Source organism: Paenirhodobacter populi (genome assembly GCF_004022215.1).
In the GTDB taxonomy this organism is placed as follows: domain Bacteria; phylum Pseudomonadota; class Alphaproteobacteria; order Rhodobacterales; family Rhodobacteraceae; genus Rhodobacter; species Rhodobacter populi.
Genome location: NZ_SAUZ01000006.1, coordinates 158,562 through 185,052, shown reverse-complemented (window position 1 = coordinate 185,052; position 26,491 = coordinate 158,562). Strand labels below are relative to the sequence as shown.

Here is a 26,491-nt window from a genome sequence, read left to right as displayed (position 1 = left end):
GCGACCTTTCACGCCGGGGCCAATTTTGACCGATTTTTTCGCTCAGGCGCGCCTATCGCAGATCGGGCGGCAGCGACTCCGCCGAAAGCTGGTCGAGAATCGAGTCCAGCGCCACCGTCTCCGTCCGGGTTTCGCCGAGGCGGCGGACCGAAACGGTCTTGTCGCCGACCTCCTTCTGCCCGATGGCGAAGATGTAGGGCACTTTCGACAGCGAATGTTCCCGCACCTTGTAGTTGATCTTTTCGTTGCGGATGTCGGCCTCGGCGCGCAGGCCGCGGGCCTGCAACTGCCGCACGACCTCAAGCACATAGCCATCCGCATCCGAGACGATCGAGGCCACCACCACCTGACGCGGCGCGAGCCACAGCGGCAGCTTGCCCGCATGGCTTTCGATCAGGATGCCGATGAAGCGCTCGAACGAGCCGAGGCAGGCGCGGTGCAGCATCACCGGGCGGTGGCGGTTGCCGTCCTGCCCGATATAGCTGGCGTCCAGCCGTTCGGGCAGGTTCGGGTCCACCTGCAGGGTGCCGCATTGCCAGTCCCGCCCGATCGCGTCGGTCAGCACGAATTCCAGCTTCGGCCCGTAGAAGGCGCCTTCGCCTTCCTGAAGCTCGAAATCATAGCCCGCGTGCTTGCAGGCGTTGCCGAGCGCGGCCTCGACCCGGTCCCAGCTTTCCTCGGACCCGATCCGCTTTTCCGGCCGGGTGGACAGCTTGATCCGCCAGTCGGTGAAGCCGAGATCGGCATAGACTTGCGCCAGCAGTTCGATGAACTTCCGCGTTTCGTCCTCGATCTGGTCATCGGTGCAGAAGATATGCGCATCGTCCTGCGTGAAGCCGCGCACCCGCATGATCCCGTGCAGCGCGCCCGAGGGTTCATAGCGCGCGCAGGAGCCGAATTCCGCCATGCGGAGCGGCAGGTCGCGGTAGCTCTTGATGCCCTGATTGAAGATCTGCACATGGCAGGGGCAGTTCATCGGCTTCAGCGCGTTGATGACCTTTTCCTTGGCGCCTTCCTCGTCGACCTCGACGATGAACATGTTCTCGCGGTAGTTCGCCCAGTGGCCGGACTGTTCCCACAGCTTGCGGTTCACCACCTGCGGGGTGTTCACCTCGACATAGCCATCGGCGCGCTGGCGGCGGCGCATGTAGTCCTGCAGCGTCGTGTAGATGGTCCAGCCGTTCGGATGCCAGAAGATCTGGCCCGGCGCCTCTTCCTGCATGTGGAACAGGTCCATTTCGCGGCCCAGCTTGCGGTGGTCGCGCTTGGCGGCCTCTTCCAGCATGGTCATATGGGCCTTGAGGTCGTCGCGCGTGCGGAAGGCGATGCCGTAGATCCGTTGCAGCATCGGGCGCGAGGCATCGCCGAGCCAATAGGCCCCCGCCACATGCGTCAGCTTGAAGGCGTCGGCGGGCACCTGACCCGTCGATTGCAGATGCGGGCCGCGGCACAGATCCTGCCAGTAGCCGTGCCAGTACATCCGCAGGGGTTCCCCCTCGGGGATGCGGTTGACCAGCTCGACCTTGTAGGGCTCGTTGCGGTCCTCGTAATATTTCAGGGCGCGGTCGCGGTCCCATATCTCGGTGCGGACGGGATCGCGGGCGTTGATGATCTTCTTCATCTGCGCCTCGATCGCGCCCAGATCCTCGGGCGTGAAGGGCTCGGCCCGGTCGAAGTCGTAGAACCAGCCGTAGTCGCGCACCGGCCCGATGGTGACCTTGACGTCGGGCCACAGCTCCTGCACCGCGCGCGCCATGATATGGGCGAGGTCGTGGCGGATCAGTTCCAGCGCCGGCACCTGATCCTTCATCGTGTTGATGGAAATCCGCGCGTCCTGCGTGATCGGCCATTGCAGGTCCCAGTGATGGCCGTCGACCTGCGCCGAGATCGCCGCCTTCGCCAGCGATTTCGAGATCGATTCGGCGACCTCGCCGGCCGTCACGCCTGCGGGATAGTCGCGTTTGTTGCCATCGGGAAAGGTAAGTGTGATCTGGGACATGTCGTCCTCCTCGTCGTTTTGGCGCCCACGGAACGCCCGGCTGCGGGTTATGATGGCGGGTGGTATGCCCCCGCGCCGCAGCCAAGTCAACGGGGCGGAATGGCGGTGTTTTACGGTGTTGCATTAGGGCTTTGTTAACCACACGCACGTCCAATGCGGCCATGAACCGTATCCTATTCGCCCTTCTCGCCCTCGGGCTGGCCACGCAGACCGCCACCGCCGGTCCCTGGCCGCGCACGCCGGGCGATCTGTTCCTGACCTTCGGGCGCGAGATCCGCGACAGCGGCGCCTGGGAATCGGTCTATGCGGAATACGGGATTTCCGAACGCATGACCTTCGTGCTCGACGCCGGGCAGTCGAAGGAGGGGGGCTGGCTTGGCTATGCCGCGCTGCGGATGCCGGTATGGGATTCGGGTGCGCAGCGCGTGGCGATGAGCTTTGGCTTCGGGCTCGAACATTCGAAATATGACGCGCTGACGCCGGAAATGGCGCTGGCGCCGCTGGCTGCGAAGGGGCTGATCTCCGCCGACGGGGCGACCTACGCCATGCTGCAGACCGCGATTGGCTGGGGCATGGGCTTCGACACGGCGCTTGGCGGCGGCTGGTCGACGGTCGATGCCACGCTGCGCCGTGCCGTTTCGGACGACCGCGAACAACGCAAGCTCGACGCGGCCGTCGGGCTGAACCTGCGCGAAACGCGGGCGGTCTTCGGTCAGGTCCAGTATTCCGATCCGCGCGTGATCGACCCGCAGATCCGGGTGGGTGCCGGCTGGGTGGAGAAATTCGGCCAGATCTCGGTCGAGGCGGGGGTGGGCAAGCATCTGCGCCACGACAAGGATACGGATCTGAAGCTGGGCCTCTGGCTGGAGTTCTGACGCCGGCGGCCCGATTGCGGCGCCGCGGCGGGCGGGTTAGGGTGCCCCAACCCGGAGGACGCCATGACAGATTTCATCACCACGCCGGAAGGCCGCCGCATCGCCGTCAGTCGACAGGAGGGGCAGGGGCCGGGGATCGTGTTCCTGCATGGGCTGAAATCCGACATGGAAGGGACCAAGGCCGTCGAACTCGCCCAATGGGCGCGGGCGCGCGGGCAGGCCTTCCTGCGCTACGACTGCTCGGGCCACGGCAAGTCGGATGGCCGGTTCGAGGATGGCGCCATCGGCGACTGGTTCGAGGATGCCCGTGCCGCGATCCGCGCCTGCACCACGGGGCCGCAGGTGCTGGTCGGATCCTCGATGGGCGGCTGGCTCGCCCTGCTGCTGGCACGCGAGAACCCGGAACTGGTGGCCGGGCTCGTCACCATCGCCGCCGCGCCGGATTTCACCGAGGATGGCTTCTGGGCCGGTTTCAGCCCCATCCAGCGCGCGGCATTGGAGGCGCAGGGATATGTCGATCTGCCCTCGGAATACGGCGAACCCTACCGCATCTCCCGCCGCCTGATCGAGAAAGGGCGTGACCGGCTGGTCCTGCGCAGCCCGTTGCGCCTGCGCTTCCCGGTGCGGCTGTTGCAGGGCACGGCGGATACCTCGGTGCCCGTGGCGACCGCACTGCGCCTGTTCGACCATGCCGAGGGCGACGACATCCGGCTGACGCTGGTGAAGGGGGCGGATCACCGCTTTTCCACGCCGGACAATCTGGCCCAGATCGAGGCCGCGGTGGCTGAGGTGCTCGCCCGCATCGGCTGACGCGCGAAAGGGGTTTCACCCGGCGGGGGTCTGCGGATATTAGAACCCGATGCGCCAATTCTGCGAGGATAGAGAATGTCGGCCGACCCTCTGGTCTTCCTTCCCGGCTTCATGTGCGACGCTCGGCTGTTCTGGCACCAGATCGTGCATTTCTCGGCCGAGCGCGTGGTGATCACCGCGCCGCTCGAAGGCGACACGATCGAAGAGATGGCGGATACCATCCTGCCGCGCCTGCCGGAACGGTTCACGCTGGTCGGCCACTGGCTCGGCGGCGTCGTGGCGATGGAGATCCTGCGCCGCGTCCCGCACCGGGTGGCGGAAGTCGTGCTGGTCGATGTCTCCGCGCTGGCCGAAAGCAGCCAGTTCGCCTCGCAGCGCGAGGACCGGATCATCAAGGCGTTGAGCAACCGGATGGACGAAGCCGTGCTGGAAGAGGTGCCCGCCTCCACCCTCGGCCCCGGAGAGGGGGCGCTGACCGCGCAGGCGATGATGCTGGAAATGGCCTCGGCGCTCGGCCCTGATACCTTCGCGCGGCAATCGCGGGCGCTGATGCGGCGGCCTGACCTGCAACGCGCGTTGCGCTCCGCCCGGCAACGTGCCCTGCTGATCTGCGGCGAGTTCGACACGATCTGCCCGCCGCGCCGCCACGAGATCCTGTGCGAACTGATGCGGATGGCGGAATTCCGGCTGATCCGCGGCGCCGGCCACCTCGCCCCGATCGAGGCGCCGGACGAGGTCACCCGGATCATGGCGAAATGGTTCGCCGTCGGCCGCAAGGCGCTGGAAGACTGACCCCGGTTCAGCCGAGCCTGTGTGAGAAAGACGCTGGAGGATTTCATCCTATCGACCGGCCAAACATGAAGATCCCATGCAAATCCGCGCTGTCCTGATGGTCAATTGGGGACGTTTCTTTTCCGACCATGCCGCAGATGCGAGTTTTCACGCAGCCTCGGCCGAGGCTGTATCGAAACCCGGTTCTGGCGACACACCGGAGAATGCGGTTCTCCACAGCCACATTGGCGCGCCTGCGGCTGGTTTCGCGAGGGAATTTCGTTCCACATCGCTGTCATGAGGGCGAGGCCCACGCAGCCTCGGCCCCTTCCTCCCATCATCTTTCCTTAAATATCCCGGGGGTGAATTTGCCGTCAGGCAAAGAGGGGGCTGGCCCCCTCTGCTCCCTCTCCGCCTGCGCGCGGGCCCCGGGTCAGACCTTCGGCAGGATATGATCGCGCGTCAGCGGGGCCAGAGGCAGCGCCCCCGGCGCCTTCGGGTCGATCCAGCGGATCTCCTCGATCTCGGCGGCGGGGGAGAGTGGCATGTCCGCCACCTCCAGCCGGAAGATTTCCGCGATCACGACATGGTCCGGCTCATTCGCGGCGGGGGCCTCGAACCGCCCGACGAAGCGGGCCGCGTCGGGCGCGATGGTCAGGTTCAGCTCTTCGCCCAACTCGCGCGCCAGCGCCTCGGCCGGGGTTTCGCCCGCGTCGATCTTGCCGCCCGCCTGCATGAAGGCGGTGGCGCCCCGTTTGCGCACCAGGAGCGCGCGGCCATCCGGCCGGGTGATGATGGCGGAGGCGATGTGGATCGTGTTCACGCCAGCTATTTCACGCGCCGCGGGGCAGCGCGGCGACACCCGTGCGCGCCACGTCGCTGAGACCGAGCGGCCGCATCAGTTCGGCGAAGGCGTCGATCTTCTCCGGCGTGCCGGTGATCTCGAAGACGAAACTCTCCAGCGTCGAATCGACCACATTGGCGCGGAAGATATCGGCCAGACGCAGGGCCTCGACCCGCTTGTCGCCGGTGCCGTTGACCTTGAACAGCGCCAGTTCCCGCTCGACCGCGGTGCTTTCGACGGTCAGGTCGATCACCTGATGCACCGGCACGATGCGGCCAAGCTGCGCCTTGATCTGGTCGACCACCGCCTGCGTGCCGCGCGTCACCACGGTGATGCGGCTCCGGTGGCCCTTATGGTCGATCTCGGCCACGGTGAGGCTGTCGATGTTGTAGCCCCGGCCCGAGAACAGCCCGATCACGCGGGCAAGCACGCCCGCCTCGTTGTCCACCAGCACGGCGAGGGTATGGGACCGCTCCAATTCCGGGTGGTAGTCCTTGAGGTCATAGGCCGAATGCGAGGTCGAGCCCTTCTTGATGTTCAGTGCGGACATGGTTCCCCCTAGACCAGCGCGGCGCCGGATTTGAACGCCTCGGCATCGGCCGAGAGCAGCATTTCGTTATGCGGCTTGCCCGAGGGAATCATCGGGAAGCAGTTCTCGTGCTTTTCCACGAGGCAGTCGAACAGCACCGGGCCGTCGTGCTCGATCATCTCCATGATCGCGTCGTCGAGGCTCTTCGGGTCCGAACAGATGATCCCCTTCCAGCCGAAGGCCTCGGCCAGCTTGACGAAATCGGGCAGCGATTGCGACCAGCTTTGCGAATACCGCTCGCCATGCAGCAGTTGCTGCCATTGCCGCACCATGCCAAGGCGCTCGTTGTTCAGGATGAACTGCTTCACCGGGGCCTTGAACTGCGTCGCGGTGCCCATTTCCTGCATGTTCATCAGCCACGAGGCCTCGCCTGCGACATTGATCACCAGCGCATCGGGATGGGCGATCTGCACCCCGATCGAGGCCGGGAAGCCATAGCCCATCGTGCCCAGCCCGCCCGAGGTCATCCAGCGGTTCGGCTTGTCGAAATGCAGGTATTGCGCGGCCCACATCTGGTGCTGGCCGACCTCGGTGGTGATGTAGCGGTCGCGGCCGCGGGTCAGCGCCTCCAGCCGTTCCAGCGCATATTGCGGCTTGATGGTCTTGTCCGAGCCGGAATAGGCGAGGCAGTTCACCTTCTTCCAGCCGTTGATCCGGGACCACCATTTCGCCACCGCCGCCTGATTGGTCCTGCGCCCGCGCGATTTCCAGATCTTCAGCGCGTCTTCCAGCACATGGCCCACATCGCCGATGATCGGCAGATCGACACGGATGATCTTGTTGATCGAGGAGGCGTCGATGTCGACATGCACCTTGGTCGATTTCGGCGAGAAGTCCGACACGCGCCCGGTGATCCGGTCGTCGAACCGCGCGCCGAGGTTGATCATCAGGTCGCAGTCGTGCATCGCCAGATTGGCCTCATACAGCCCGTGCATCCCCAGCATGCCCAGCCAGTTCTTGCCCGAGGCCGGATAGGCGCCCAGCCCCATCAGCGTCGAGGTGATCGGAAAGCCCGTCGCATCCACCAGTTCCGTCAGCAGCTGCGCCGCCGCCGGGCCGGAGTTGATCACGCCGCCGCCGGTGTAGAACACCGGGCGCTCGGCCGTCTCGATCAGCTCGACCAGCTTCGTGATGGCCTCGATATCGCCCTTCACGCGGGGCTGGTAATGGCTGACCTTCGCGGTCTTCGGCCCGTGATAGGTGCCGGTCGCGAATTGCACATCCTTCGGCAGGTCGATCAGCACCGGGCCGGGGCGGCCCGAGGTCGCCACATGAAACGCCTGATGGATGGTTTCCGCCAGCCGGTCGGGTTCCTTCACCAGCCAGTTGTGCTTGGTGCAGGGGCGGGTGATGCCCACGGTATCCGCCTCCTGAAAGGCATCTGTGCCGATCATGAAGGTCGGCACCTGACCCGAGAACACCACCAGCGGGATGGAATCCATCAGCGCATCGGTCAGCCCGGTCACCGCATTGGTCGCGCCGGGGCCAGAGGTCACCAGCACCACCCCCGGCTTGCCGGTCGAGCGCGCGTAGCCCTCGGCCATATGGACGGCCGCCTGTTCGTGGCGGACGAGGACGTGGCGGATGTCGTTTTGCTGGAAGATCTCGTCATAGATCGGCAGCACCGCCCCGCCCGGATAGCCGAAGATCGTATCGACCCCCTGATCGCGGAGCGCCTGCAACACCATCCTTGCGCCGGTCATCTGCTGTGACATCGGTTTCTCCATTCCCCTCGGCCGTCCTTCGGGTTTCGGCCATCCTCGTGATCGCAACAAAAAGCCCCCGCTTTTCGGGCGGGGGCGCATGGGAACCATCATGGTCAAACCGTTACCGGCCCATGCGCCTTTCACCTACGACGATAATAAGCGACAGCATCGCGTATCCCTTTCCTTGCGTTGGGCCGGACATTAGGAGCGCCGGATCGGGCCGTCAATGCCGAAAACAAAAATAATATGTCGTGATCGGCCTGAAACGGTTTCAAAAGTTGCGCCGTTTGGCTATGGGAGGGACATATCGTGGAATCAACCCGTCCAACGGCGGGTTTGCGGCGATCGCGGCCGGGCCTCCCCCCACCGCGCGCGCCGCGCAAATCGGGTCGAAGGGCGCGCGGCGCATCTTGACCCCCGGAAGGAAACTGGTCAGAATGTTTGACCCAAATCCCAAAAATCTTGACCTCCCCCGCAAGACCCGCCAAGGAGCGCGGATCGCTCCGATTCGGAGCCTCAACCGTTCAGGGGAGGACGTCTGATGGGCGCGCTGCTTGCCCTTTCAGGTCTGATCGACCGCATCAACGAGACGATCGGCAAGGCCGTCTCCTGGCTCATTCTCGTCGCCGTGCTGGTCAGCGCGGGGAATGCGATCGTGCGCAAGGTGTTCAACACCTCGTCGAACGCATGGCTGGAACTGCAATGGTATCTGTTCGGCGCGGCCTTCATGTTCGCCGCCGCCTATACGCTGAAGCAGAACGAACATATCCGCATCGATCTGGTCTATGCGGCGCTGTCGCGGCGCAAGCAGCACTGGATCGACCTGATCGGCCATGTGTTCTTCCTGATGCCGATGACGATCCTGATGATCTGGCTGCTGATCCCCTATGTCTCGCTGTCCTGGCGTTCGGGCGAGATGTCGACCAATTCGGGCGGGCTGATCCTGTGGCCGGCCAAGGCCATTCTGCTGGCGGGGTTCGTCTCGCTTGCCGCGCAGGGGCTGTCCGAGATCGTCAAGAAGATCGCCGTCATCCGCGGCCTGATCCCGGATCCCTTCCCGCCGGGGGATGACCCGCCCGTGGACCCCGCCCTGAAAGAGGAGGTCCGCTGATGATGGAGCTCATCGCGCAGAACATGGCGCCGATCATGTTCGCCTCGCTGATCCTGTTTTTGCTGTTCGGCTATCCCGTCGCCTTCGCGCTGGCGGCGAACGGGCTGCTGTTCTTCTTCATCGGGGTGGAGCTTGCGCCGCTTTCGAACGGCACCATCAACCTGAGCTGGCCTTTGCTGAGCGCCATGCCCGACCGGGTCTGGGGGGTGATGTCGAACGACACATTGCTTGCCGTGCCCTTCTTCACCTTCATGGGCATCGTGCTGGAGAAATCCGGCATGGCCGAGGATCTGCTCGACACCATCGGCCAGCTATTCGGCCCGGTGCGGGGCGGTCTGGCCTATGCGGTGGTCATCGTCGGCGCGCTGCTGGCGGCGACGACGGGGGTGGTTGCGGCCTCGGTCATCGCGATGGGGCTGATCTCGCTGCCGATCATGTTGCGCTACGGCTATGACCGCAAGCTGTCGACGGGGGTGATCGCGGCCTCGGGAACGCTGGCGCAGATCATTCCGCCGTCGCTGGTGCTGATCGTGCTGGCGGACCAGCTCGGCCGTTCGGCCGGGGACATGTTCCAGGGCGCGCTGATCCCGTCGATGGTGCTGACCGGCGCCTATATCGTCTATGTGATGATCCTGTCCTTCCTGCGCCCGGCCCAGATGCCCGCGCTGCCGAAGGAGGCACGGACGCTCGGCTCCGGGCTCACCTCGCTGGTCGTGGTGCTGGCCTTCGGTGTGGCGGTGTTCTTCCTTGCCGAGGACATGATCGACAAGAACCACGGCCGCAATTCGATGATGCTGGCGGCGACGATCGCGGTGATCGCCTGCTATGTGGTCGCGCTGATCGACCGGCATTTCAAGCTGAACCGGATGTCGCGTCTGGCGCAGCAGGTGGTGATCGTGCTGATCCCGCCGCTGGCGCTGGTGTTCCTGGTGCTGGGCACGATCTTCCTTGGCATCGCCACGCCGACCGAGGGTGGCGCGATGGGCGCCGTGGGCGCGCTGGTGCTGGCGCTGGCCAAGGGGCGGCTGAGCTATCAGGTCGTGCGCGACGCGCTGGCCTCGACCACGCGGCTGTCGGCCTTCGTGATGTTCATTCTGATCGGGGCGCGGTTCTTCTCGCTGACCTTCTACGGGGTGAACGGGCATCTGTGGGTCGAGCATCTGCTGACCTCGCTGCCGGGGGGCGAAACGGGCTTCCTGATCGTCGTGGCGCTGCTGGTGTTCTTCCTCGCCTTCTTCCTCGACTATTTCGAGCTCGCGTTCATCATCGTGCCGCTGCTTGCACCGGCGGCCGAGGCGATGGGGATCGACCTGATCTGGTTCGGGGTGATTCTGGCGGTGATGATGCAGACCTCGTTCATGCACCCGCCGTTCGGTTTCGCGCTGTTCTTCCTGCGCTCCGTCGCGCCCAAGGTGCCCTATCTGGACCGGGTGACCGGGCAGAAGATCGCGCCGGTCAAGACGACCGAGATCTACTGGGGCGCGATTCCGTTCCTGTGCATCCAGCTGCTGATGGTGCTGGCGGTGATCGCCTTCCCGCAGATGGTGATGCACTACAAGGGCGCGCCGATCGATGCCTCGAAGGTCGAGATGCGGCTGCCGGACATGCCCGGGCTGGGCGGTCTTGGCGGGGGCGGCCTCGGCCTGCCGCCGCTGGGTGGGGCGCCGGATGCGGGGGGCGGGCTTGGCCTGCCGCCTCTGGGCGCGCCCGGCACGGCCCCGGATCTGGGGGCGCCGCCTGCGATGCCGGATCTGAGCACGCCGCCCACCTTGTCGAACTGAGACGCGGCGGCCTTCGGGCCGCTGCCCCCGGAATGAAGAAACGCGCCCCATGGGGCGCGTTTTCATTTGGCGGTGGCGATCCGGTTCAGGCGGCGCGGCGGCTGCGGCGGGTGGGCGTTTTCGGCTGCACCTCGCTTACCGGAGCAGAGAATTTGTCGAAGAAATCCAGCAGGATCGGGCGGATATGGTTGCGCCAGCTCTTGCCCGCGAAGATGCCGTAATGGCCCGCGCCGGGTTCCAGATGGCTGGCCTTGCGATCCTCGGGCAGGGCGGTGCACAGATCCAGCGCGGCGATGCACTGGCCGGGGGCGGTGATGTCGTCCTTTTCCCCCTCGACGGTGAATACGGCGGTGCGGGTGATCCGGCCCGGATCGACGGGCCGTCCGCGCAGGGTAAAGGTGCCGCGGCCGATCTCGGCCTTCTGGAAGATGCGCTCGACGGTCGACAGGTAGAACTCCGCGGTCATGTCCATCACCGCGAGGTATTCGTCGTAGAAGATGTTGTGGCGGTCCTGATCCGAGGCCTCGCCCTTCGCCTCGGCGATGATCTCGTCCTGAAAGGCCTTGATGTGCTTGTCGGCGTTCATCGCGATGAAGGAGGCAAGCTGCATCAGCCCCGGATAGACCATCCGCCCGGCCCCGGCATAGTTGAACCCCACGCGCTGGATCACCGTCTGCTCAAGCTGGCCGAGCGTGACGCGGCTGCCGAAATCGGTGACCTCGGTATCGGCGGCGTCCGGGTCGATCGGCCCGCCGATCAGCACGAGCGAGCGCGGCTGCGCCTCGGGCGTTTCCTCGGCGATGACGGCGGTGGCGGCCAGCGCCAGCGGCGCCGGCTGGCAGATCGCCACGACGTTGATGTCCGGCCCCAGATGGCGGATGAAGTCGATCAGGTAGAGGGTGAAATCCTCGACGTCGAAGCGGCCTGCCGATACGGGGATGTCGCGGGCGTTCTTCCAGTCGGTGACATAGACCTCGCAATCCGGAATCAGGCTGGTGACGGTGCTGCGCGCGAGCGTGGCGTAATGGCCCGACATCGGCGCCACCACCAGAACCCGGCGCGGGGCGGCGACGCGGCCATGCACCTTGAAATGGATCAGGTCGCAGAACGGCTTGCTCAGCAGCGTCTCTTCCTCGACCAGATGGTCGGTGCCGTCCTCCATGGTGATCGCGCGGATGCCCCAGTCGGGTTTCATCACCATGCGCGAAAAGCTGCGTTCCGCCACCCGGCCCCATGCCGCCATCATCTGGAACATCGGATGCGGCGCCAGCCCCCATGCCGGGGAAGAGGCCATCGCCCGCGCCGTCGCCCCCATCCATTCGTTCGTGCTTCTGATGGTTTCCATCAGGTCGTAACCGATCATCGCCTTCATCATGTCTACCCTGTCCTGCCCAGAGCCAGCATGATCGCCGCATTTCCACTTGAATTCGGGGCACGCTGTGCTTTCGTCTGTAAATAGGGGGAGGGCAGGGTCATGACAACATCAGACGCAATTCAGGACGCGGCATCGCAGAAAATGCGGGAAAATCTGGCGAAGATCGAGGCGTTGACGCAACGCCTGATCGGCGCGATCTCGCAGCGGAAGATGGCCAACCCGGCGCTGGAAGGGCCGGGGATGGATCTTTACCTCAGCGCGGGGGCCGCTTTTCTCAAGGAAGTCACCGACAATCCGGCCCGGATCTTCGAGGCGCAGGTGAATTTCTGGGGGCAGGCGATGAAGCATTACGTCGAGGCGACCCATGCCCTGTCGCATGGCGAACTGAAGCCCCCCGCCGATCCGGGGCCGAAGGATCCGCGCTTCACCAACCCGCTGTGGGACAGCCATCCCTATTTCAACTTCGTCAAGCGGCAATACCTGATTTCCGCGAAGGCGGTGGAGGATGCCGTTTCGCGGATCGAGGGGCTGGATGAGGTCAACCGCAAGCGGCTGGACTATTTCGCCCGGCAGATCATCGACATGATGGCGCCGACGAATTTCCTGGCGACCAACCCCGACGCGCTGGAGCGCGCGGTGGAGACCGAGGGCGAAAGCCTTGTGAAGGGGCTGGAAAACCTCGTGCGCGACATCGAGGCGAATGGCGGCAACCTGCTGGTGACGCTGGCCGACCGCGATGCCTTCAAGGTCGGCGAGAACATCGGCACGGCCGAGGGCGCGGTGGTCTTTCGCAACCGGATGTTCGAGCTGATCCAGTATGCGCCGACGACCGAGACGGTGCATCGCACGCCGCTGTTGATCCTGCCGCCGTGGATCAACAAGTTCTACATCCTCGATCTGAAACCGGCGAACAGCCTGATCCGCTGGCTGGTGGATCAGGGCTACACGTTGTTCGTCGTCAGCTGGAAGAACCCCGATCCGGGCTATGCCGATGTCGGGCTGGACACCTATGTCGAAGAGGGGTTCCTGACCGCGATCGAGCAGGTGAAGCAGATCACCGGCGAGAAAAAGATCAACGCGCTTGGCTATTGCATCGCGGGCACGACGCTGGCGCTGACGCTGGCGCTGATGGCGAAGCGCAAGGATCGCTCGGTGCAGTCGGCGACGTTCCTGACCACGCTGACCGATTTTTCCGATCAGGGCGAATTCACCGCCTTCCTTCAGGACGATTTCCTGTCGGGGATCGAGGCGCAGGTGAAGCATGACGGCGTGCTGTCGAGCTATTTCCTGTCGCGCACCTTCAGCTATCTGCGGGCGAACGACCTGATCTACAGGCCGGCGATTCGCAGCTACATGATGGGCGAGGCGCCGCCGGCCTTCGACCTGCTCTACTGGAACGGCGATTCCACCAACCTGCCCGGGCGCATGGCGCGGGAATATCTGCGCGACCTGTGCCAGCAGGATCTGTTCTCGACCAAGGGGATCCGCATTCTGGGCGAGACGCTGAAGATCTCGGACGTGAAGGTGCCCCTGACGGCGGTCGCTTGCGAGACGGATCACATCGCGCCGTGGCGGGCCTCCTTCGCGGGGATCGCGCAGATGGGATCGGCGCAGAAGACCTTTATCCTGTCGGAATCAGGGCATATTGCCGGGATCGTCAACCCGCCGGGCCGGAAGAAATACGGCTATTACACCTCGGATGCAGCGATCGCGGATCCGGATGTCTGGCAGGCCGAGGCGGTTCGGCACGAAGGCAGCTGGTGGCCCCGCTGGGGGGAATGGCTGGCGCAACGGTCGGGCGCGATGGTGCCGGCCCGCATCCCGGGAAGCGCCGATCACCCGCCTCTCATGCCCGCGCCGGGGGCCTATGTCGGCGAGGTGGTGAAGGTCTGACGGCATGACGTTTACGTCAATGTTTTGCCTAAAAAACAGGCATTATACGCTGCAATGCGGCATTTTTCTTGCAATGCTGCACTGCAGCATTTATTCTCGTTAACAGAATAGAGGGCCCACCAAAACTTCCAGATTCATTCTCACCTGACCGGGCCACCAGATCGGAGCAATACGTGATGGCGAAGACCCCGCAAGATTTCACCAAGATACTGCAAGACACCTGGGCGTCGCTGCCCCTGGACACGACCAAATTCCAGGAGGCGTTCAAGTCGCAAAGCGAGCTGAGCGAGCGGTTCACCAAGGTCGCGCTCGACGCCGCGGAAAAATCGACCGAGATCACCTCGAAATGGGCGAAGGATTCGATCGCCCGGCTCGGAACCCTTGCCGAACAGAAGGACGAACCGGCCGCCTATGCCAAGGCGCTGAGCGAGTTCGCCTCTTCCTCGGCCGAGATTGCCGCCGAAAATCTGGCCGCCTTTGCCGAAGTGGCGAAGAAGGTGCAGATGGAAACCGTCGAGCTGATGCTGGCTGCCGGAAAGGACTTTTCCGAAGATGCCTCGGCTGCGGTGAAGAAGGCGACAGCAGAAGTCAGCGCCGCGGCGAAGAAGACCACGCCGCCGACGTCGACGAAGTGAGAGAACCTCCCGTGTGACGGCCGTTCCTCCCGGCCGTTTGCGGATCCTGGGCAGGCCTTGTGCCTGCCCTTTTCTTGTGTTGCGCACCGCCGGGGCGGCGCATACTCTTGAGGACAGGTCTTTTTTGTCGCATCCGCATGGGTAGGGGGGAACCGATGGCCGATGATGTCAAGGCGCTGCTGATCAAACGCTACGCTAGCCGCAGGCTCTACAATACCGAAACCAGCGATTATGTGACGCTCGAGGATATCGCGCGCTTCATCCGCGAGGGGCGCGAGGTGAAGATCGTCGATCTGAAAAGCGGTGACGATCTGACCCGGCAATACCTGTTGCAGATCATCGCCGAGCACGAAAGCCGGGGGGAGAATGTCCTGCCGCTCGACGTGCTGACGGATCTGGTGCGCAGCTACACGACGCAGGCGCAGTCGGTGGTGCCGCAATTCCTGGCCGCCTCGTTCGAGATGCTGCGCGAAGGCCAATCCAAGCTGATGGAGAATTTCGCCGCGATGCCGAATCCGATGGCCTCGATGCCGGGGTTCGAGGCCTTGCAGCGCCAGCAGCAGGCCTTCTTGCAATCCATGATGGCGGGCTGGAACGCGACCGCGCCCGAACTGCCCGCCGCCCCGGCGGAGACGGTTTCGGATCGCGAAGAGTTGAACGCGATCAAGAAGCAGCTGGCCGAATTGCAGGCCAAGCTTTCCAAGCTGTAGGGGAGCGCGGCGCGGCCTAGCCGCGCTGTTCCTCGACCATCTGCCGCATGGTTTCATAGGGCGCGTAACCGCGCAGCATGTCGCCGCCGATGACGAAGGCGGGCGTGCCGTTGACCGCCATCTTCTGCGCCAGCTCCATGTTCTTGCGCAGGACGGCGGTGACCTCTTCGCTGTCCATCCGCTGCATGACGGCTGCGGCGTCGAGCTTCTGTTCCAGCGCGATCCGCTTCAGGCTTTCGGGCGTCAGGTCGCCGCGCGCGGTCATCAGCGCGTCGTGCACCTTGTCATAGGCGGCGTCGCCGGCGATCTGCTTGACCGCGACGGCAAAGCGCGCGCCCAGTTCCGACTGCGGCCCGAGGATCGGGAACTCCTTCACGACGAAGCGGATGTTTCCGTCGGATTTCAACAGCTTCGCCACATCCGGATAGGCCTTGCGGCAATAGCCGCATTTGTAGTCCATGAATTCGACGATGGTGATGTCGCCGTCCGGATTGCCGCCCACCCAGTCGTCCGGATCGTCAAACAGCGCCGCCCGGTTCGCGGCGATGACCGCCTGATCGTTCTGCGCCGCGGCGGCCTGCTGGCGCTGGTCGAGCACGTTGATCGCCTCGACCAGAACCTCGGGGTTCTGCATCAGGTATTCGCGCACCGCCACGCCGAAGGCGGCCTTTTCGCTGTCGTTCATCGCCGACAGGTCCAGCGCGCCGGCGGGCAGGGCGGTGGCGCAGAGCGCAAGGGTCGCGGCGAAAGTTCTGGCGTTCATCGGTCTGTCCTTGGGTATCCCGGGCGGTCCGGGACAGACTGGTCCAACCGTCCGCCCGGCACAAGAGGGGATGGCGGCCTTGACCGCGCCGGTCCGGGGGCCTATCCGCGCGGTATCCCGCAGGTGAGGTGAAACATGCGCTTTTCGGACCGTGGTCAGGTTGCCCCGTTCATCGTCATGGATGTGATGGAGGCCGCGCGCCGCGCCGAAGAGGCCGGCCGGCACATCATCCATATGGAGGTCGGCCAGCCCTCGACCCCCGCTCCGGCGCTGGCGCGGCGCGCGCTGGCGGAGGCGCTGGAACAGGACACCCTGGGCTATACCGTGGCGCTCGGCCTGCCGAAGCTGCGCGAGGGGATCGCCGCGCTTTACCGGCGCTGGTATGGGGTCGACCTCGATCCGGGCCGGGTGGTGGTGACGGCGGGCTCCTCGGGCGCCTTCGTGCTGGCCTTCTCGGCGCTGTTCGACGCGGGCGACCGGGTGGCGCTTGGCGAGCCGGGCTATCCGAGCTACCGGCAGATCCTGCGCGCCATGTCGGTCGAGCCGGTGGGTTTCCCGACCCGCGCCGAAAACCGCTATCAACCCGTGCCGGAGGAGATTCCGCAAGATGTGCAGGGGCTGATCGTCGCCTCGCCGGGCAATCCCTCGGGCACGATGCTGGGCAAGCCGCAGCTTGCCGCGCTGATGGAGACCTGCGCCGCGCGCGGGATCAGCTTCATCTCGGACGAGATCTATCACGGCCTGCATTACGGCCCGCGCGCGGTCTCCGCGCTGGAGGTCTCGGACGAGGCCTATGTGATCAACTCCTTTTCCAAATATTTCTCGATGACCGGTTGGCGGATCGGCTGGATGGTGGTGCCCGAGGATCATATCCGCATCGTCGAGCGTCTGGCGCAGAACCTGTTCATCTGCCCGCCGCACGCAAGCCAGCTGGCCGCGCTCGCCGCGCTGGATGCGGTGGACGAGCTTGAGGCGAACCGCGCGATCTATGCCGAAAACCGCCGCCTGATGCTGGAAGGGCTGCCCAAGGCCGGGTTCACGAAGATCGCGCCGCCCGACGGAGCCTTCTACATCTACGCAGACGTGTCCGATCTGACCACCGACAGCGGCGCCTTCGCGCGCGAGATCCTCGACAAGGCCGGGGTGGCGGTGACGCCGGGGCTGGATTTCGATCCGCTGCGCGGGGCGCGGACCCTGCGGTTTTCCTATGCGCGCTCGACCGCCGAGATCGCCGAGGCGCTTGAGCGGCTTTCCGCCTTCATGGCCGCACGCTGAGCCGTTCCGTCCGGCGCCGCTCCGGGCTATAGTCGGAAAAAACGGAGCAGGCGAAAATGGGGACAGGCTTTGGCGCGCGCGCGGGTGCGGCGGTTCTTGCGGTGCTTTTCTGGCTTGGCCTTGCCGTGGCGGGGCTGGCGCAGCAACAGCTTTCGGGGCTGGCGCGGCTTGATCCGGCGCGCAGCACCCTGCTCGACGACGCCCGCGGGGCCGAGATCGTTCTGGGCATCAGCCAGCCGGTGCCGTTCCGCGCCTATCTGCTGGATGATCCGCCACGCCTTGTCGCCGATTTCCGCGAGGTCGATTTCGGCCGCGCCCGGCCTGACGCGCCAGCCGAGGGCGGGCTGATCCGCGACATCCGCTGGGGCGGTTTCCGGCCCGGCTGGTCGCGGCTGGTGGCGGAGCTGACGGGGCCGGTGCGGCTGGACGCGGCGGTCGAGGAAACCGGCGAGACGCCGCGGATCGTCCTGCGCCTCTCGCCCGCGAAGCCCGAGGATTTCAACGCCCGCGTGGGTGCGCCCGCATCGGCGCTGTGGGATCTGCCGCAGCCCGTGGACGGCGGGCCGCCGCATCTGCGGCAGGACGGATCGGCGCCGCTGCGCGTGGTGCTCGACCCCGGTCACGGCGGCATCGACCCGGGGGCCGAGTTCGGCGCGCTCGACGAGGCGGTGCTGACCCTGACCTTCGCGCGCGAGCTGAAGGAGATGATGACCCGCGCCGGCATGCAGGTGACCCTGACCCGGGACGAGGATGTCTTCGTGTCGCTCGAGGCGCGGGTCACCAAGGCGCGGGCGCTTGGCGCGGATCTGTTCCTGTCGCTGCATGCCGATGCGCTGCCCGAGGGGCAGGCCACGGGCGCGACGATCTATCTGCTCAATGACACCTCGGGGGACCGGGCCTCGCAAAGGCTGGCCGAGCGGCATGACCGCGCGGATCTGCTGGCGGGGGTCGATCTGACGGGGCAGGACGATTCCATCGCCTCGATCCTGATGGACATGGCGCGCTCGGAAACCCAGCCGCGGTCCGAACGGCTGGGCCGGGCGCTGGCCGCGTCGATCAAGGGGGCGGGGCTCGGCATGCACCGCCACGCCATCCAGCACGCCGATTTCGCGGTGCTGAAATCGCCGGACATTCCCTCGGCGCTGCTGGAACTGGGGTTCCTGTCCTCGCCGCGCGACCGCGAGAACCTGCTCGACCCGGAATGGCGGACGCAGATGGCGCGGGCGATCCTGACCGGGGTCGAGGTCTGGGCCAGTGCCGATGCGGCCGAGGCACGGCTGCTGCGCCAGTAGCCCCGCGAAAAGCGGCTTCCCGCCCGGCTGACGGCATCTTGTTTTGACCCGCGCGCGCCTGCGCGATATAGGGCTGTCCTGATCCGGGGCACGGCCTGCCCCATGGGGGTGACTGTTGATCCGTTTCGTCCTGTCCACTTTCGGGGGTATCTTCTCCTGGATCGTCACCGCGATCTTCTTCGTCGCGCTGACGGTCGGAGGCGTCTTCTGGATGTATTCGCGCAACCTGCCGAGCTACGAGCAGCTGGCGCAGTATACCCCCAAGACGATCTCGCGGATCTATTCGGGCGAGGGCAAGCTGATCGACGAATTCGCCGAGGAACGGCGCATCTTCGTTCCCGCCGACCAGATGCCCGATCTGGTGAAAGAAGCCTTTGTTTCCGCCGAGGACAAGAATTTCTATTCCCACGGCGGGTTCGACGCGCGCGGCATGGCGGCGGCGGCGGTGGATGCGGTGCGTTCGGGCGGGCAGGACATGCGCGGCGCCTCGACTATCACGCAGCAGGTGATGAAGAACTTCCTGCTCGACGGCTCCCGCTCGATCGAGCGCAAGATCAAGGAACTGATCCTTGCCTCGCGCGTGGAAAAGGCGCTGTCGAAGGACCGGATCCTCGAACTCTACCTGAACGAGATCTATCTGGGCCAGAACTCCTACGGCGTGGCGGCGGCGGCGCAGACCTATTACAACAAGACGCTGGACCAGTTGACGGTGGGGGAGGCGGCCTATCTCGCGGCGCTGCCGAAGAAGCCCGCCGGCCTGCATCCGGTGCGCAACTACGACGAGGCGGTGGAGCGGCGCAACTACGTGCTGCGGCGTCTGTATGAGGACGGCCACATCGACAAGGCGGTGATGGAGGCCGAACAGGCCGAGCCGCTGAAGACCGTGCAGCGCGGCGACTATCCGCCCTTCCGCGAAACGCTGCCGCCGCGCGACTATTTCACCGATGAGATCCGCCGCCAGCTGTCGCGCAGCTTCGGGCAGGACGAATTCTTCGGCGGCGGGCTGACGATCCGCGCGACGATCGACCCCGACATGCAGGCGCAGGCGGCGCAGGCCTTGCAAGCCGCGCTGGAGAAATACGACCGCGGCCGGGGCGTCTGGCGCGGCACCGGGGCGACGATCCCGGCCGAACAGCTCAAGACCGAAACCAACTGGCGCGCCGCGCTGCTGAAGGTGCCGACCGACAAGGCCCCGCGCGATGTCGCAGGCTGGCATCCGGCCGTGGTGCTGGAGGTCGGCGACCGCTCCGCCCGCATCGGGATCGAGGGCGTGCCCGAGGATGAGGACGGCCATTTCATCACCGCCGCCGATGTGACCTGGGCGCGCAAGCTGCGCAGCGACGGCACGCTGGCCGCGCGGGCCAAGGTGCCGGGGGATCTGGTCTCGGTCGGCGATGTGGTGCTGGTGAAGCTTTTGCAGACCGACGGCGGCAGCCGCTGGTCCCTGCGGCAGGTGCCGCTGGTCGAAGGCTCGTTCATGGCGATGGACGTGAACACCGGCCGGGTCATCGCCATGCAGGGCGGGTTCAGCTACCAGTCCTCCGTCTTCAACCGCGCGACGCAGGCGATGCGCCAGCCCGGGTCGAACTTCAAGCCCTTCGTCTATGCGGCGGCGCTGGATGCGGGCTTTTCGCCCGAGACGATCGTGGTCGACGCGCCGATCGAGGTGAACACCCCGCAGGGCCTGTGGCGGCCGAAGAACTCCTCGAACCGCTATTACGGCCCGACGCCGATGCGGACCGGGCTCGAACAGTCGCGGAACCTGATGACGGTGCGGATCGCGCAGGAAATCGGCATGGACACCGTGGCGGGCTATGCGGAAAAGTTCGGCGTCTACAATCCGATGGGGCATTATCTGGCGAATGCGCTCGGCTCGCAGGAAACGACGATGTTTCAGCTTGTCTCGGCCTATGCAATGTTCGCGAACGGCGGGCAGAAGGTGGAACCGACGCTGGTCGACCGCGTGCAGGATCGCTGGGGCCGCACGGTCTATCGCCACGACCAGCGCGTCTGCGACGATTGCGGCGATCTGAACCTGCGCAACGGCGTCGGCCCGCGGATCGAGACGCGACGCGAACAGCTCATCAATCCGATCACCGCCTATCAGATGATCTCGATGATGCAGGGCGTGATGAACCGCGGCACCGGGCGCGGCATTTCCGTTCCGGTTCCGGTCGCGGGCAAGAGCGGCACGACCAACGACGCCAAGGACGTTTGGTTCACCGGTTTCAGCTCGAACATCGTGGCAAGCTGCCATATCGGCTACGACCAGCCGCGGACATTGGGTGACAGCGCCTTTGGCGCGACGCTCTGCGGCCCGGTGTTCCAGCAGTTCATGACGGCGGCGGCCAAGGTCTATGGCGGGTCCGAATTCAAGGTGCCGCCGGGCGGCTATTGGGCCAAGTTCAACCGCTTCACCGGCGAACGGCTGCCCGACGACGCCACGGGCGATTTCGTGCAGGCCGAATACATGCGCGAGGGCCAGGATCTGATCGCGATGGGCGTGGTGGTCGACGGCGGTTTCGCCATGGGTCAGAACCTGCCGCTGTTCCAAGAGGGCGAGACGGATACCGGCGAAGCCGCCATCACCACGTCGAGCGGCCAGCAGAAGATCGTGCCCGGCAAGGCCGATTTCGGCACCGTCAGTTCGGGCGGACTATACTGATCGGCCGGGGCTGCGGCGACGGGCGTGCTTGCCCGAAGCCCGCCCAGGCTGTATCACGCGCCAGATAAGCAAGGGGAAAAGAACAGATGCGCGCCGAGACGCAGAATATCGTGGACGCCATCCGCAAGACGCTGAAGCTTCTGGGCCAGCGGATGGACGTGGAAACCGCGCCGCACCGGCTGGAGGAATTCAACGCCCTGATCGAGGATGGCGATCTGTGGTCCGATCCCGCGCGCGCGCAAAAGCTGATGCGGGACCGGCAGGTGCTGCTCGACCAGATCGAGACCTACAAGCGCATCGACCGCGACCTGACCGATAATGTGGACCTGATCGAACTGGGCGAGGCCGAGGGCGATGCCGACCTGATCGGCGAGGCGGAAAAAAGCCTGAAGGATCTGAAGGTTCTGGCCGACCAGAAAGAGCTTGAGGCGCTGCTGGACGGCGAGGCGGACGGCAACGACACCTTCCTCGAGGTCAATTCGGGCGCGGGTGGCACGGAAAGCTGCGACTGGGCCTCGATGCTGGCGCGGATGTATGTGCGTTGGGCCGAGAAGAAGGGCTACAAGGTCGAGCTGCAATCCGAAACGCCGGGCGAAGAGGCGGGGATCAAGTCGGTCTCCTACAAGATTTCCGGCCCGAACGCTTATGGCTGGCTGAAATCGGAATCGGGCGTGCACCGGCTGGTGCGGATCTCGCCCTATGATTCCGCGGCGCGGCGGCATACGTCGTTTTCCTCGGTCTGGGTCTATCCGGTGGTGGACGAGAATATCGACATCGTGGTGAACCCGAACGACATCCGGATCGACACCTACCGCTCGACCGGGGCGGGCGGGCAGCACGTCAACACCACCGACTCGGCGGTGCGGATCACCCACTTCCCGACGGGCATCGTCACGACCTCGTCGATGAAATCGCAGCACCAGAACCGCGAGGCGGCGATGAACGCGCTGAAGGCGCGGCTCTACCAACTCGAACTCGACAAGCGCAACGCGGCCATTTCGGCGCAGCACGACGCCAAGGGCGAGGCCGCCTGGGGCAACCAGATCCGCTCCTACGTGCTACAGCCCTACCAGATGGTGAAGGACCTGCGCACCGGATACGAGACCTCCGATACGCAGGGCGTGCTGGACGGCGACCTTGACGGGTTCATGGCCGCGACACTGGCACTGGGCGTCGAAGGCAAGAGCCGCGCCGACGCCCAGGCGGAGGGCTGACCGGATGGCGGCGCGGGTCTATATCACCGGCGCCGCTGGCTCGGGCACCTCGTCCCTCGGTCGGGCGCTGGCGGAACACCTCGGGGTGCCGCATCTCGATACCGACGATTTCTTCTGGGCGCCCACCGACCCCCCCTATACCGAACGCCGCCCGGTCGAGGAACGGCTGGCCCTTATCGCCGCCGCGCAACTGGCCGAGGGGCCTGAGGGCGGCTGGGTCCTGTCCGGTTCGGCCGATGGCTGGGGCGAGATGGCGATAAACGGCACGGGCCTGATCGTCTTTCTGGTCACGCCGATGCCGGTGCGCCTTGCCCGCATCCGCCGCCGCGAGGGGGAGAAGTTCGGCGACCGCATCCGCCCCGGCGGCGATCTGTTCCACAATCACAGCGAATTCCTGAAATGGGCGGCGGCCTATGACGACCCCTATTTCCGCGGTCGCAGCCTGCAACGGCACCGCGAATGGCTGGCGGGCCGGTCCGAGCCGGTGCTGGAGCTTTCGGGCGCGCAGCCGGTCGCGGACCTGGTAAAAAGCTGTCTCGCCCGCCTCGGGGCGTGACGGCGGCGCGCAATCCGCCCTTGCCTGATTTCCGCCCGCCCATTACTAAGCACCGCACCGGGTGATTAGCTCAGTTGGTAGAGCGCTTCGTTTACACCGAAGATGTCGGGGGTTCGAGTCCCTCATCACCCACCATTCCCAACAGATCGCAGACCATTCCCCCTGATGCGGGCATTCCTGAAACGGGTAAAACCCGCTCATACATGACCGCAAACCCGCGAACCTCCCTTTCGTGTTTCCATAAATATCCCGGGGGTGAGCCCGGAACGGGCGAGGGGGCTGGCCCCCTGCTCCCCTATCCGCGCGCACCCGGTTCCGGTTTCTAAACCTGATCCCGGCGCGTCTGCCCAAGATATTCCGCCAGCACCGGCGGCGGATCGTCCAGCAGCACCCCGGTCGGCTGCGGAGCCAGCGCGCGGCCCTCGGCCACCAGCACCGTTTCCGGGCACAACGCTCGGGCGTCCTGCGGATCGTGGCTGACCATCAGCACCGTGGTGCCCTGTTCACGCGCCATCTCGGCGCATAGCGCCAGCATCTCGCCCTTCAGCGCCGGGCCGAGCGCGGCGAAGGGTTCGTCCAGCAGCAGCATCGGCCGCGCCCGTAGCAACGCTCGGGCAAGGGCCACGCGCGACTGCTGTCCGCCCGAAAGCTGCGCGGGTTTGCGCGCGCCAAGGCCGGTCAGCCCGACGCGGGCCAGCGTGGCCTCGATCCGGTCCCGGTCCTGCGCCGACAGCCGCAGCTTCGGATCCAGCCCAAGTCCGATGTTCTGCGCCACGGTCAGATGCGGGAACAGGTTCTGGTCCTGAAACAGGATCGACAGCGGCCGGTCCCCCGGCGGCATCCCGGTGATGTCCGCGCCGTTCCACAGGATGCGCCCCGATTGCGGCGCAAGAAAGCCGGCGATCGCCGACAGCAGCGTGGTCTTTCCCGCGCCCGAAGGTCCCATCAGCGCGACGCGCGCACCTGTCGTGATCGCCAGATCGGCCTCCAGCCGGAAATCGCCCAGTTGCAGGTGAAGGTTATCGAGGGTCAGCATTCTGTCCGATCCGGTCGAAGGCCCAGAACAGGGCGAAGGTCAGCGCCATCAGCAGGCAGGCCGCCGCCGCCGCAAGGTCCATCCGATAGGCGCCCATCAGTTGATAAAGCGCAAGGGGGAGCGTCTGCCTCTGCCCATCCGAAAACAGCGTGATGACGCCCAGATCGCCCATCGAGAACGCCGCCGCCAGCCCCGCCGAAAATCCCAGCGGCCGGGCAAGGCGCGGCAGATCCAGCAGCCGCAGCCGCGCAAGGCCGCGCAGGCCGAGCGAGGCGGCCAGCCTGTCGTAATCCGCCCTGAGCGCGCGGGCCTCGGGCATCAGCAGGCGCAGCGCGAAGGGCAGGCTCATCAGCGCATTGGCCAAGAGCGTGACGGGCAGGGCAAGCGTCACGGGATTGACGAAGGGGCGCAGGATCAGGAACAGCCCCGTGCCCAGCACCAGCGACGAGGCGGTCATCGGCAGCGTGCCCGCCACCTCGGCCCACCTTGCGCGCGGCGCGGCCAGCGCCAGAGGCAGCGCCAGCGCGAGCGTCAGCACCGTCGAGCCAAGCGCGATCGCGACCGAGGTGCCCGCCGCGCGCAGGATCGAGGGCGGCAGGTCGAACAGCGCGGGCAACCCGCGCAGCAGGATCGTGGCCAGCGGCAGCAGCAGGAACAGCGTCGCCGCCCCCAGCACCAGCGCATCCTTGACCCGCGCCCCGCGCACGGGCGGCGCATCCGCCCGGTCGAGCCCGGCGCCAAAGGCGGGCGGCGCGGTCAGCGCAAGGCTCGCCAGCAGCGCTATAACCGAAACGCCGATCTGCACGAGGGCCAGCGCCGCTGCGCGCCCGGCATCGGCGTCGAAGCGGAAGGCCTGATAGATCGCCAGCTCCACTGTCGTCGCGCGCGGGCCGCCGCCCAAGGTCAGCGCGATGGCGAAGGAGGTCAGGCAGACAAGGAAGATCGCCAGAAACGCGCCGGGCAGGACGGCGCGCAGCATCGGGCGCTCGATATGGCGGGCGACCTCGGCCCGGCCGAAGCCGAGCGCGGCGGCCAGCCGCAGCCGCTCGGAGGGCACCGCCTGCCAGCCGTGCAGCACCATCCGCACCGCCAGCGGCAGGTTCAGGAACACATGCGCAAGGATCACGCCCTGCGCCCCATAGACCGTCACCCCCGGCAGGCCGAGCGCCTCCAGCCCCGCATTCACCATCCCCCGCCGGCCGAAGACCGCGACCAGCCCCATCGCCGCGACGACCGTGGGCAGGATGAACGGCGCCCCCATCAGCGAGATCAGCAAGCCCCGCCCCGGAAACCGCCGCCGCGCCAGCGCGCGGGCGACCGGCACCGCCAGCAGGCACGACAGCACGGCCGAGACGGCGGCCTGCCAGAGCGTGAACCACAGGGCATCTATGTCGCCGGAGCCAAGACCCGACAGCCCTCCGGCGTGCCGGATCACCGCCGCGAGAGGGCCAAGGATCGCCGCCGCCACAAGGATCGCGGCAATCCGGGCGGGCCAGCCCTGCGCCGTCAGGGTCCGGACCGCCGCGCGGGCGGGGTGTCGCGGCGCGGCCCCGGCGGGTTTCACCGGCGCAGGGCCTGACGCCATTCTTCGGTCGCTGGGGCGCGCAGGGCCTCGGCTTCATCTTCGCTGAAGAACAGGGTTTTCTCGGGACGGGGCAGGGCGGCGAAGGCCTCGGGCAGGAAGCCGGGCTTCTCGATCACCGGATAGGACCAGTTCGCCGTGGCGATCATGCCCTGAAAATCGTCGGACAGGATGTAGTCGAGGAATTTCTGCGCCAGTTCCGGCTGCTTGGCGTTTTTCAGCGCCGCCGCCGTCTCGGTCAGGAAGTAGTGCCCCTCGGGGAAGATCGCGGCGGCCTTGGTGTCGTCGTTCTCCGCGATGATGTGATAGGCGGGCGAGGTGGTGAAGGACAGCACCATATCGACCTCGCCATCGGTAAACAGGCCATAGCTTTCGGACCAGTCCTGCGTCACCGTCAGGATCTTGGGGGCGAGCTTTTCCCACGCCGCTTCGGCCTGATCGCCATAGATCGCCTTGACCCAGAACAGCAGCGCAAGGCCGGAGATCGAGGCCCGTGGATCCTGAATGGCGATCTTGTAGGCATTGGCGGGCGCGTCGAGCAGATCCTGAAACGACTGCGGCGGATCGGAAAGCTTCGTCTTGTCGTAGATGAAGGCCGTCTCGCTCCAGTTGAACGGCAGGAAGGTGTCGTCGGTCCATGCGACGGGCAGGGTGAGGCGGGAGATATCCTCGTTATGGGGCGCGAAAAGGCCGGTGGCGCGGGCGCGGGCCAGAACGTCGGTGGTCAGGCCGATGACGGCATCCGCCCCGGTCCGCTCGCCTTCCAGAAGGATGCGGGGCAGCACGTCGCCCGCGACGAATTTCAGGTCGCAGTCGCAGATCTTCTCGAAGCCTTCCTCGATCTTCGGCCCCGGGCCCCATTCCGAGGTGAAATATTCCGGCGCATAGACCGTCAGCACGGGCTTGTCCGCGGCGAAAGCCGCCCCCGACACAAGGGACAGCGCGCAGAGCGGGGCCGCCAGCATGTGGATCCTGTTCATTGTTCCTCCGCATTCCAACTCTGGCCGAC

At 65.9% G+C, this 26,491-nt stretch carries 22 protein-coding genes and 1 tRNA gene; 14 read left to right on the top strand and 9 right to left on the bottom strand.

Features of this window, described 5'->3' with window-relative positions:
• Window positions 1-52: 52 nt before the first annotated feature.
• Complete coding sequence (gene thrS, locus D2T30_RS07610; protein WP_128208377.1) at window positions 53-1,999, bottom strand: threonine--tRNA ligase; 1,947 nt, start codon at window positions 1,997-1,999, stop codon at window positions 53-55.
• A 161-nt stretch (window positions 2,000-2,160) separates the two neighbouring features.
• On the opposite strand from thrS, the gene D2T30_RS07605 reads away from it, so the two are divergent.
• From D2T30_RS07605 to D2T30_RS07595, 3 genes are all read left to right on the top strand, one after another.
• Window positions 2,161-2,874 (top strand): hypothetical protein, encoded by a 714-nt coding sequence (locus D2T30_RS07605; protein ID WP_128208376.1) that lies wholly within the window; start codon window positions 2,161-2,163, stop codon window positions 2,872-2,874.
• A gap of 63 nt (window positions 2,875-2,937) precedes the next feature.
• Window positions 2,938-3,684 (top strand): alpha/beta hydrolase, encoded by a 747-nt coding sequence (locus D2T30_RS07600; protein ID WP_128208375.1) that lies wholly within the window; start codon window positions 2,938-2,940, stop codon window positions 3,682-3,684.
• 75 nt (window positions 3,685-3,759) lie between these two features.
• Window positions 3,760-4,476 carry an alpha/beta fold hydrolase gene (locus D2T30_RS07595; RefSeq protein ID WP_128208374.1) on the top strand — a complete coding sequence of 239 codons (717 nt, stop codon included), beginning with the start codon at window positions 3,760-3,762 and terminating at the stop codon, window positions 4,474-4,476.
• Window positions 4,477-4,888: 412 nt separating this feature from the next.
• On the opposite strand, the gene D2T30_RS07590 is transcribed toward D2T30_RS07595, so the two are convergent.
• Genes D2T30_RS07590 through D2T30_RS07580 form a run of 3 tightly spaced genes read right to left on the bottom strand, consistent with a single transcriptional unit; the run spans window position 4,889 to window position 7,603 of the window.
• A complete protein-coding gene (locus tag D2T30_RS07590) occupies window positions 4,889-5,278 on the bottom strand; it encodes an NUDIX hydrolase (RefSeq protein ID WP_241651216.1) in 390 nt (129 codons plus the stop codon).
• A gap of 10 nt (window positions 5,279-5,288) precedes the next feature.
• Window positions 5,289-5,849 carry an acetolactate synthase small subunit gene (gene ilvN, locus D2T30_RS07585; RefSeq protein ID WP_128183601.1) on the bottom strand — a complete coding sequence of 187 codons (561 nt, stop codon included), beginning with the start codon at window positions 5,847-5,849 and terminating at the stop codon, window positions 5,289-5,291.
• A gap of 8 nt (window positions 5,850-5,857) precedes the next feature.
• A complete protein-coding gene (locus D2T30_RS07580; protein ID WP_164884246.1) occupies window positions 5,858-7,603 on the bottom strand; it encodes an acetolactate synthase 3 large subunit in 1,746 nt (581 codons plus the stop codon).
• 532 nt (window positions 7,604-8,135) lie between these two features.
• On the opposite strand from D2T30_RS07580, the gene D2T30_RS07575 reads away from it, so the two are divergent.
• Together D2T30_RS07575 and D2T30_RS07570 are read left to right on the top strand one after the other, a co-directional pair.
• Window positions 8,136-8,705, top strand: a complete 570-nt coding sequence (locus D2T30_RS07575) for a TRAP transporter small permease subunit (RefSeq protein ID WP_128208372.1) — start codon at window positions 8,136-8,138, stop codon at window positions 8,703-8,705.
• Complete coding sequence (locus tag D2T30_RS07570) at window positions 8,705-10,486, top strand: TRAP transporter large permease (RefSeq protein ID WP_128183595.1); 1,782 nt, start codon at window positions 8,705-8,707, stop codon at window positions 10,484-10,486. The genes D2T30_RS07575 and D2T30_RS07570 overlap by 1 nt, the downstream gene beginning before the upstream one ends.
• An 85-nt stretch (window positions 10,487-10,571) precedes the next feature.
• Here the strand turns inward: D2T30_RS07570 and phaZ are convergent, their stop codons facing one another.
• Window positions 10,572-11,858, bottom strand: coding sequence for a polyhydroxyalkanoate depolymerase (gene phaZ, locus D2T30_RS07565; RefSeq protein ID WP_128208393.1), 1,287 nt, complete (start codon window positions 11,856-11,858; stop codon window positions 10,572-10,574).
• A 102-nt stretch (window positions 11,859-11,960) separates the two neighbouring features.
• On the opposite strand from phaZ, the gene phaC reads away from it, so the two are divergent.
• The 3 genes from phaC to phaR all read left to right on the top strand — a co-directional run bounded on the left by phaC (window position 11,961) and on the right by phaR (window position 15,099).
• On the top strand, window positions 11,961-13,754 hold the full coding sequence (phaC, locus tag D2T30_RS07560; RefSeq protein WP_128208371.1) for a class I poly(R)-hydroxyalkanoic acid synthase: 1,794 nt from the start codon (window positions 11,961-11,963) through the stop codon (window positions 13,752-13,754).
• 176 nt (window positions 13,755-13,930) lie between these two features.
• Window positions 13,931-14,389: a phasin family protein gene (locus D2T30_RS07555; protein ID WP_128183655.1), complete on the top strand. Its 459-nt coding sequence runs from the start codon at window positions 13,931-13,933 to the stop codon at window positions 14,387-14,389.
• Between the two features lie 155 nt (window positions 14,390-14,544).
• Window positions 14,545-15,099, top strand: coding sequence for a polyhydroxyalkanoate synthesis repressor PhaR (phaR, locus tag D2T30_RS07550; protein ID WP_128208370.1), 555 nt, complete (start codon window positions 14,545-14,547; stop codon window positions 15,097-15,099).
• A 16-nt stretch (window positions 15,100-15,115) separates the two neighbouring features.
• Here the strand turns inward: phaR and D2T30_RS07545 are convergent, their stop codons facing one another.
• Window positions 15,116-15,862: a DsbA family protein gene (locus D2T30_RS07545; protein WP_128208369.1), complete on the bottom strand. Its 747-nt coding sequence runs from the start codon at window positions 15,860-15,862 to the stop codon at window positions 15,116-15,118.
• 135 nt (window positions 15,863-15,997) lie between these two features.
• Between D2T30_RS07545 and D2T30_RS07540 the strand changes: the two genes are divergently transcribed.
• From D2T30_RS07540 to D2T30_RS07515, 6 genes are all read left to right on the top strand, one after another.
• Window positions 15,998-17,137: a pyridoxal phosphate-dependent aminotransferase gene (locus D2T30_RS07540; RefSeq protein WP_128208368.1), complete on the top strand. Its 1,140-nt coding sequence runs from the start codon at window positions 15,998-16,000 to the stop codon at window positions 17,135-17,137.
• Between the two features lie 56 nt (window positions 17,138-17,193).
• Window positions 17,194-18,429, top strand: coding sequence for an N-acetylmuramoyl-L-alanine amidase (locus D2T30_RS07535; protein ID WP_128208367.1), 1,236 nt, complete (start codon window positions 17,194-17,196; stop codon window positions 18,427-18,429).
• A gap of 115 nt (window positions 18,430-18,544) precedes the next feature.
• Window positions 18,545-21,094 carry a penicillin-binding protein 1A gene (locus D2T30_RS07530; protein ID WP_128183581.1) on the top strand — a complete coding sequence of 850 codons (2,550 nt, stop codon included), beginning with the start codon at window positions 18,545-18,547 and terminating at the stop codon, window positions 21,092-21,094.
• Between the two features lie 86 nt (window positions 21,095-21,180).
• The gene (gene prfB / locus D2T30_RS07525; protein WP_128208366.1) at window positions 21,181-22,308 is read left to right on the top strand and encodes a peptide chain release factor 2; all 1,128 of its coding nucleotides are present in this window, start codon (window positions 21,181-21,183) and stop codon (window positions 22,306-22,308) included.
• A 4-nt stretch (window positions 22,309-22,312) separates the two neighbouring features.
• Window positions 22,313-22,864, top strand: coding sequence for a P-loop NTPase family protein (locus D2T30_RS07520; protein WP_128208365.1), 552 nt, complete (start codon window positions 22,313-22,315; stop codon window positions 22,862-22,864).
• 59 nt (window positions 22,865-22,923) lie between these two features.
• Window positions 22,924-22,999: transfer RNA gene (locus tag D2T30_RS07515), tRNA-Val, on the top strand.
• Between the two features lie 187 nt (window positions 23,000-23,186).
• Here the strand turns inward: D2T30_RS07515 and thiQ are convergent.
• Genes thiQ through D2T30_RS07500 form a run of 3 tightly spaced genes read right to left on the bottom strand, consistent with a single transcriptional unit; the run spans window position 23,187 to window position 26,462 of the window.
• Window positions 23,187-23,900, bottom strand: a complete 714-nt coding sequence (thiQ, locus tag D2T30_RS07510; RefSeq protein ID WP_128208364.1) for a thiamine ABC transporter ATP-binding protein — start codon at window positions 23,898-23,900, stop codon at window positions 23,187-23,189.
• Entirely contained in the window at window positions 23,884-25,485 is a 1,602-nt protein-coding gene (locus D2T30_RS07505) for an ABC transporter permease subunit (RefSeq protein ID WP_128208363.1), read from the bottom strand. The genes thiQ and D2T30_RS07505 overlap by 17 nt, the downstream gene beginning before the upstream one ends.
• Complete coding sequence (locus D2T30_RS07500) at window positions 25,461-26,462, bottom strand: thiamine ABC transporter substrate-binding protein (protein ID WP_380727357.1); 1,002 nt, start codon at window positions 26,460-26,462, stop codon at window positions 25,461-25,463. The genes D2T30_RS07505 and D2T30_RS07500 overlap by 25 nt, the downstream gene beginning before the upstream one ends.
• Between the last annotated feature and the right edge of the window lie 29 nt (window positions 26,463-26,491).

What these genes read in the sequence shown, in the direction of transcription:
- thrS (WP_128208377.1), bottom strand. Translation starts at nt 1,999, where the DNA reads ATGTCCCAGATCACACTTACCTTTCCCGATGGCAACAAACGCGACTAT.
- D2T30_RS07605 (WP_128208376.1), top strand. Translation starts at nt 2,161, where the DNA reads ATGAACCGTATCCTATTCGCCCTTCTCGCCCTCGGGCTGGCCACGCAG.
- D2T30_RS07600 (WP_128208375.1), top strand. Translation starts at nt 2,938, where the DNA reads ATGACAGATTTCATCACCACGCCGGAAGGCCGCCGCATCGCCGTCAGT.
- D2T30_RS07595 (WP_128208374.1), top strand. Translation starts at nt 3,760, where the DNA reads ATGTCGGCCGACCCTCTGGTCTTCCTTCCCGGCTTCATGTGCGACGCT.
- ilvN (WP_128183601.1), bottom strand. Translation starts at nt 5,849, where the DNA reads ATGTCCGCACTGAACATCAAGAAGGGCTCGACCTCGCATTCGGCCTAT.
- D2T30_RS07580 (WP_164884246.1), bottom strand. Translation starts at nt 7,603, where the DNA reads ATGTCACAGCAGATGACCGGCGCAAGGATGGTGTTGCAGGCGCTCCGC.
- D2T30_RS07575 (WP_128208372.1), top strand. Translation starts at nt 8,136, where the DNA reads ATGGGCGCGCTGCTTGCCCTTTCAGGTCTGATCGACCGCATCAACGAG.
- D2T30_RS07570 (WP_128183595.1), top strand. Translation starts at nt 8,705, where the DNA reads ATGATGGAGCTCATCGCGCAGAACATGGCGCCGATCATGTTCGCCTCG.
- phaZ (WP_128208393.1), bottom strand. Translation starts at nt 11,858, where the DNA reads ATGAAGGCGATGATCGGTTACGACCTGATGGAAACCATCAGAAGCACG.
- phaC (WP_128208371.1), top strand. Translation starts at nt 11,961, where the DNA reads ATGACAACATCAGACGCAATTCAGGACGCGGCATCGCAGAAAATGCGG.
- D2T30_RS07555 (WP_128183655.1), top strand. Translation starts at nt 13,931, where the DNA reads ATGGCGAAGACCCCGCAAGATTTCACCAAGATACTGCAAGACACCTGG.
- phaR (WP_128208370.1), top strand. Translation starts at nt 14,545, where the DNA reads ATGGCCGATGATGTCAAGGCGCTGCTGATCAAACGCTACGCTAGCCGC.
- D2T30_RS07545 (WP_128208369.1), bottom strand. Translation starts at nt 15,862, where the DNA reads ATGAACGCCAGAACTTTCGCCGCGACCCTTGCGCTCTGCGCCACCGCC.
- D2T30_RS07540 (WP_128208368.1), top strand. Translation starts at nt 15,998, where the DNA reads ATGCGCTTTTCGGACCGTGGTCAGGTTGCCCCGTTCATCGTCATGGAT.
- D2T30_RS07535 (WP_128208367.1), top strand. Translation starts at nt 17,194, where the DNA reads ATGGGGACAGGCTTTGGCGCGCGCGCGGGTGCGGCGGTTCTTGCGGTG.
- prfB (WP_128208366.1), top strand. Translation starts at nt 21,181, where the DNA reads ATGCGCGCCGAGACGCAGAATATCGTGGACGCCATCCGCAAGACGCTG.
- D2T30_RS07520 (WP_128208365.1), top strand. Translation starts at nt 22,313, where the DNA reads ATGGCGGCGCGGGTCTATATCACCGGCGCCGCTGGCTCGGGCACCTCG.
- thiQ (WP_128208364.1), bottom strand. Translation starts at nt 23,900, where the DNA reads ATGCTGACCCTCGATAACCTTCACCTGCAACTGGGCGATTTCCGGCTG.
- D2T30_RS07505 (WP_128208363.1), bottom strand. Translation starts at nt 25,485, where the DNA reads ATGGCGTCAGGCCCTGCGCCGGTGAAACCCGCCGGGGCCGCGCCGCGA.
- D2T30_RS07500 (WP_380727357.1), bottom strand. Translation starts at nt 26,462, where the DNA reads ATGAACAGGATCCACATGCTGGCGGCCCCGCTCTGCGCGCTGTCCCTT.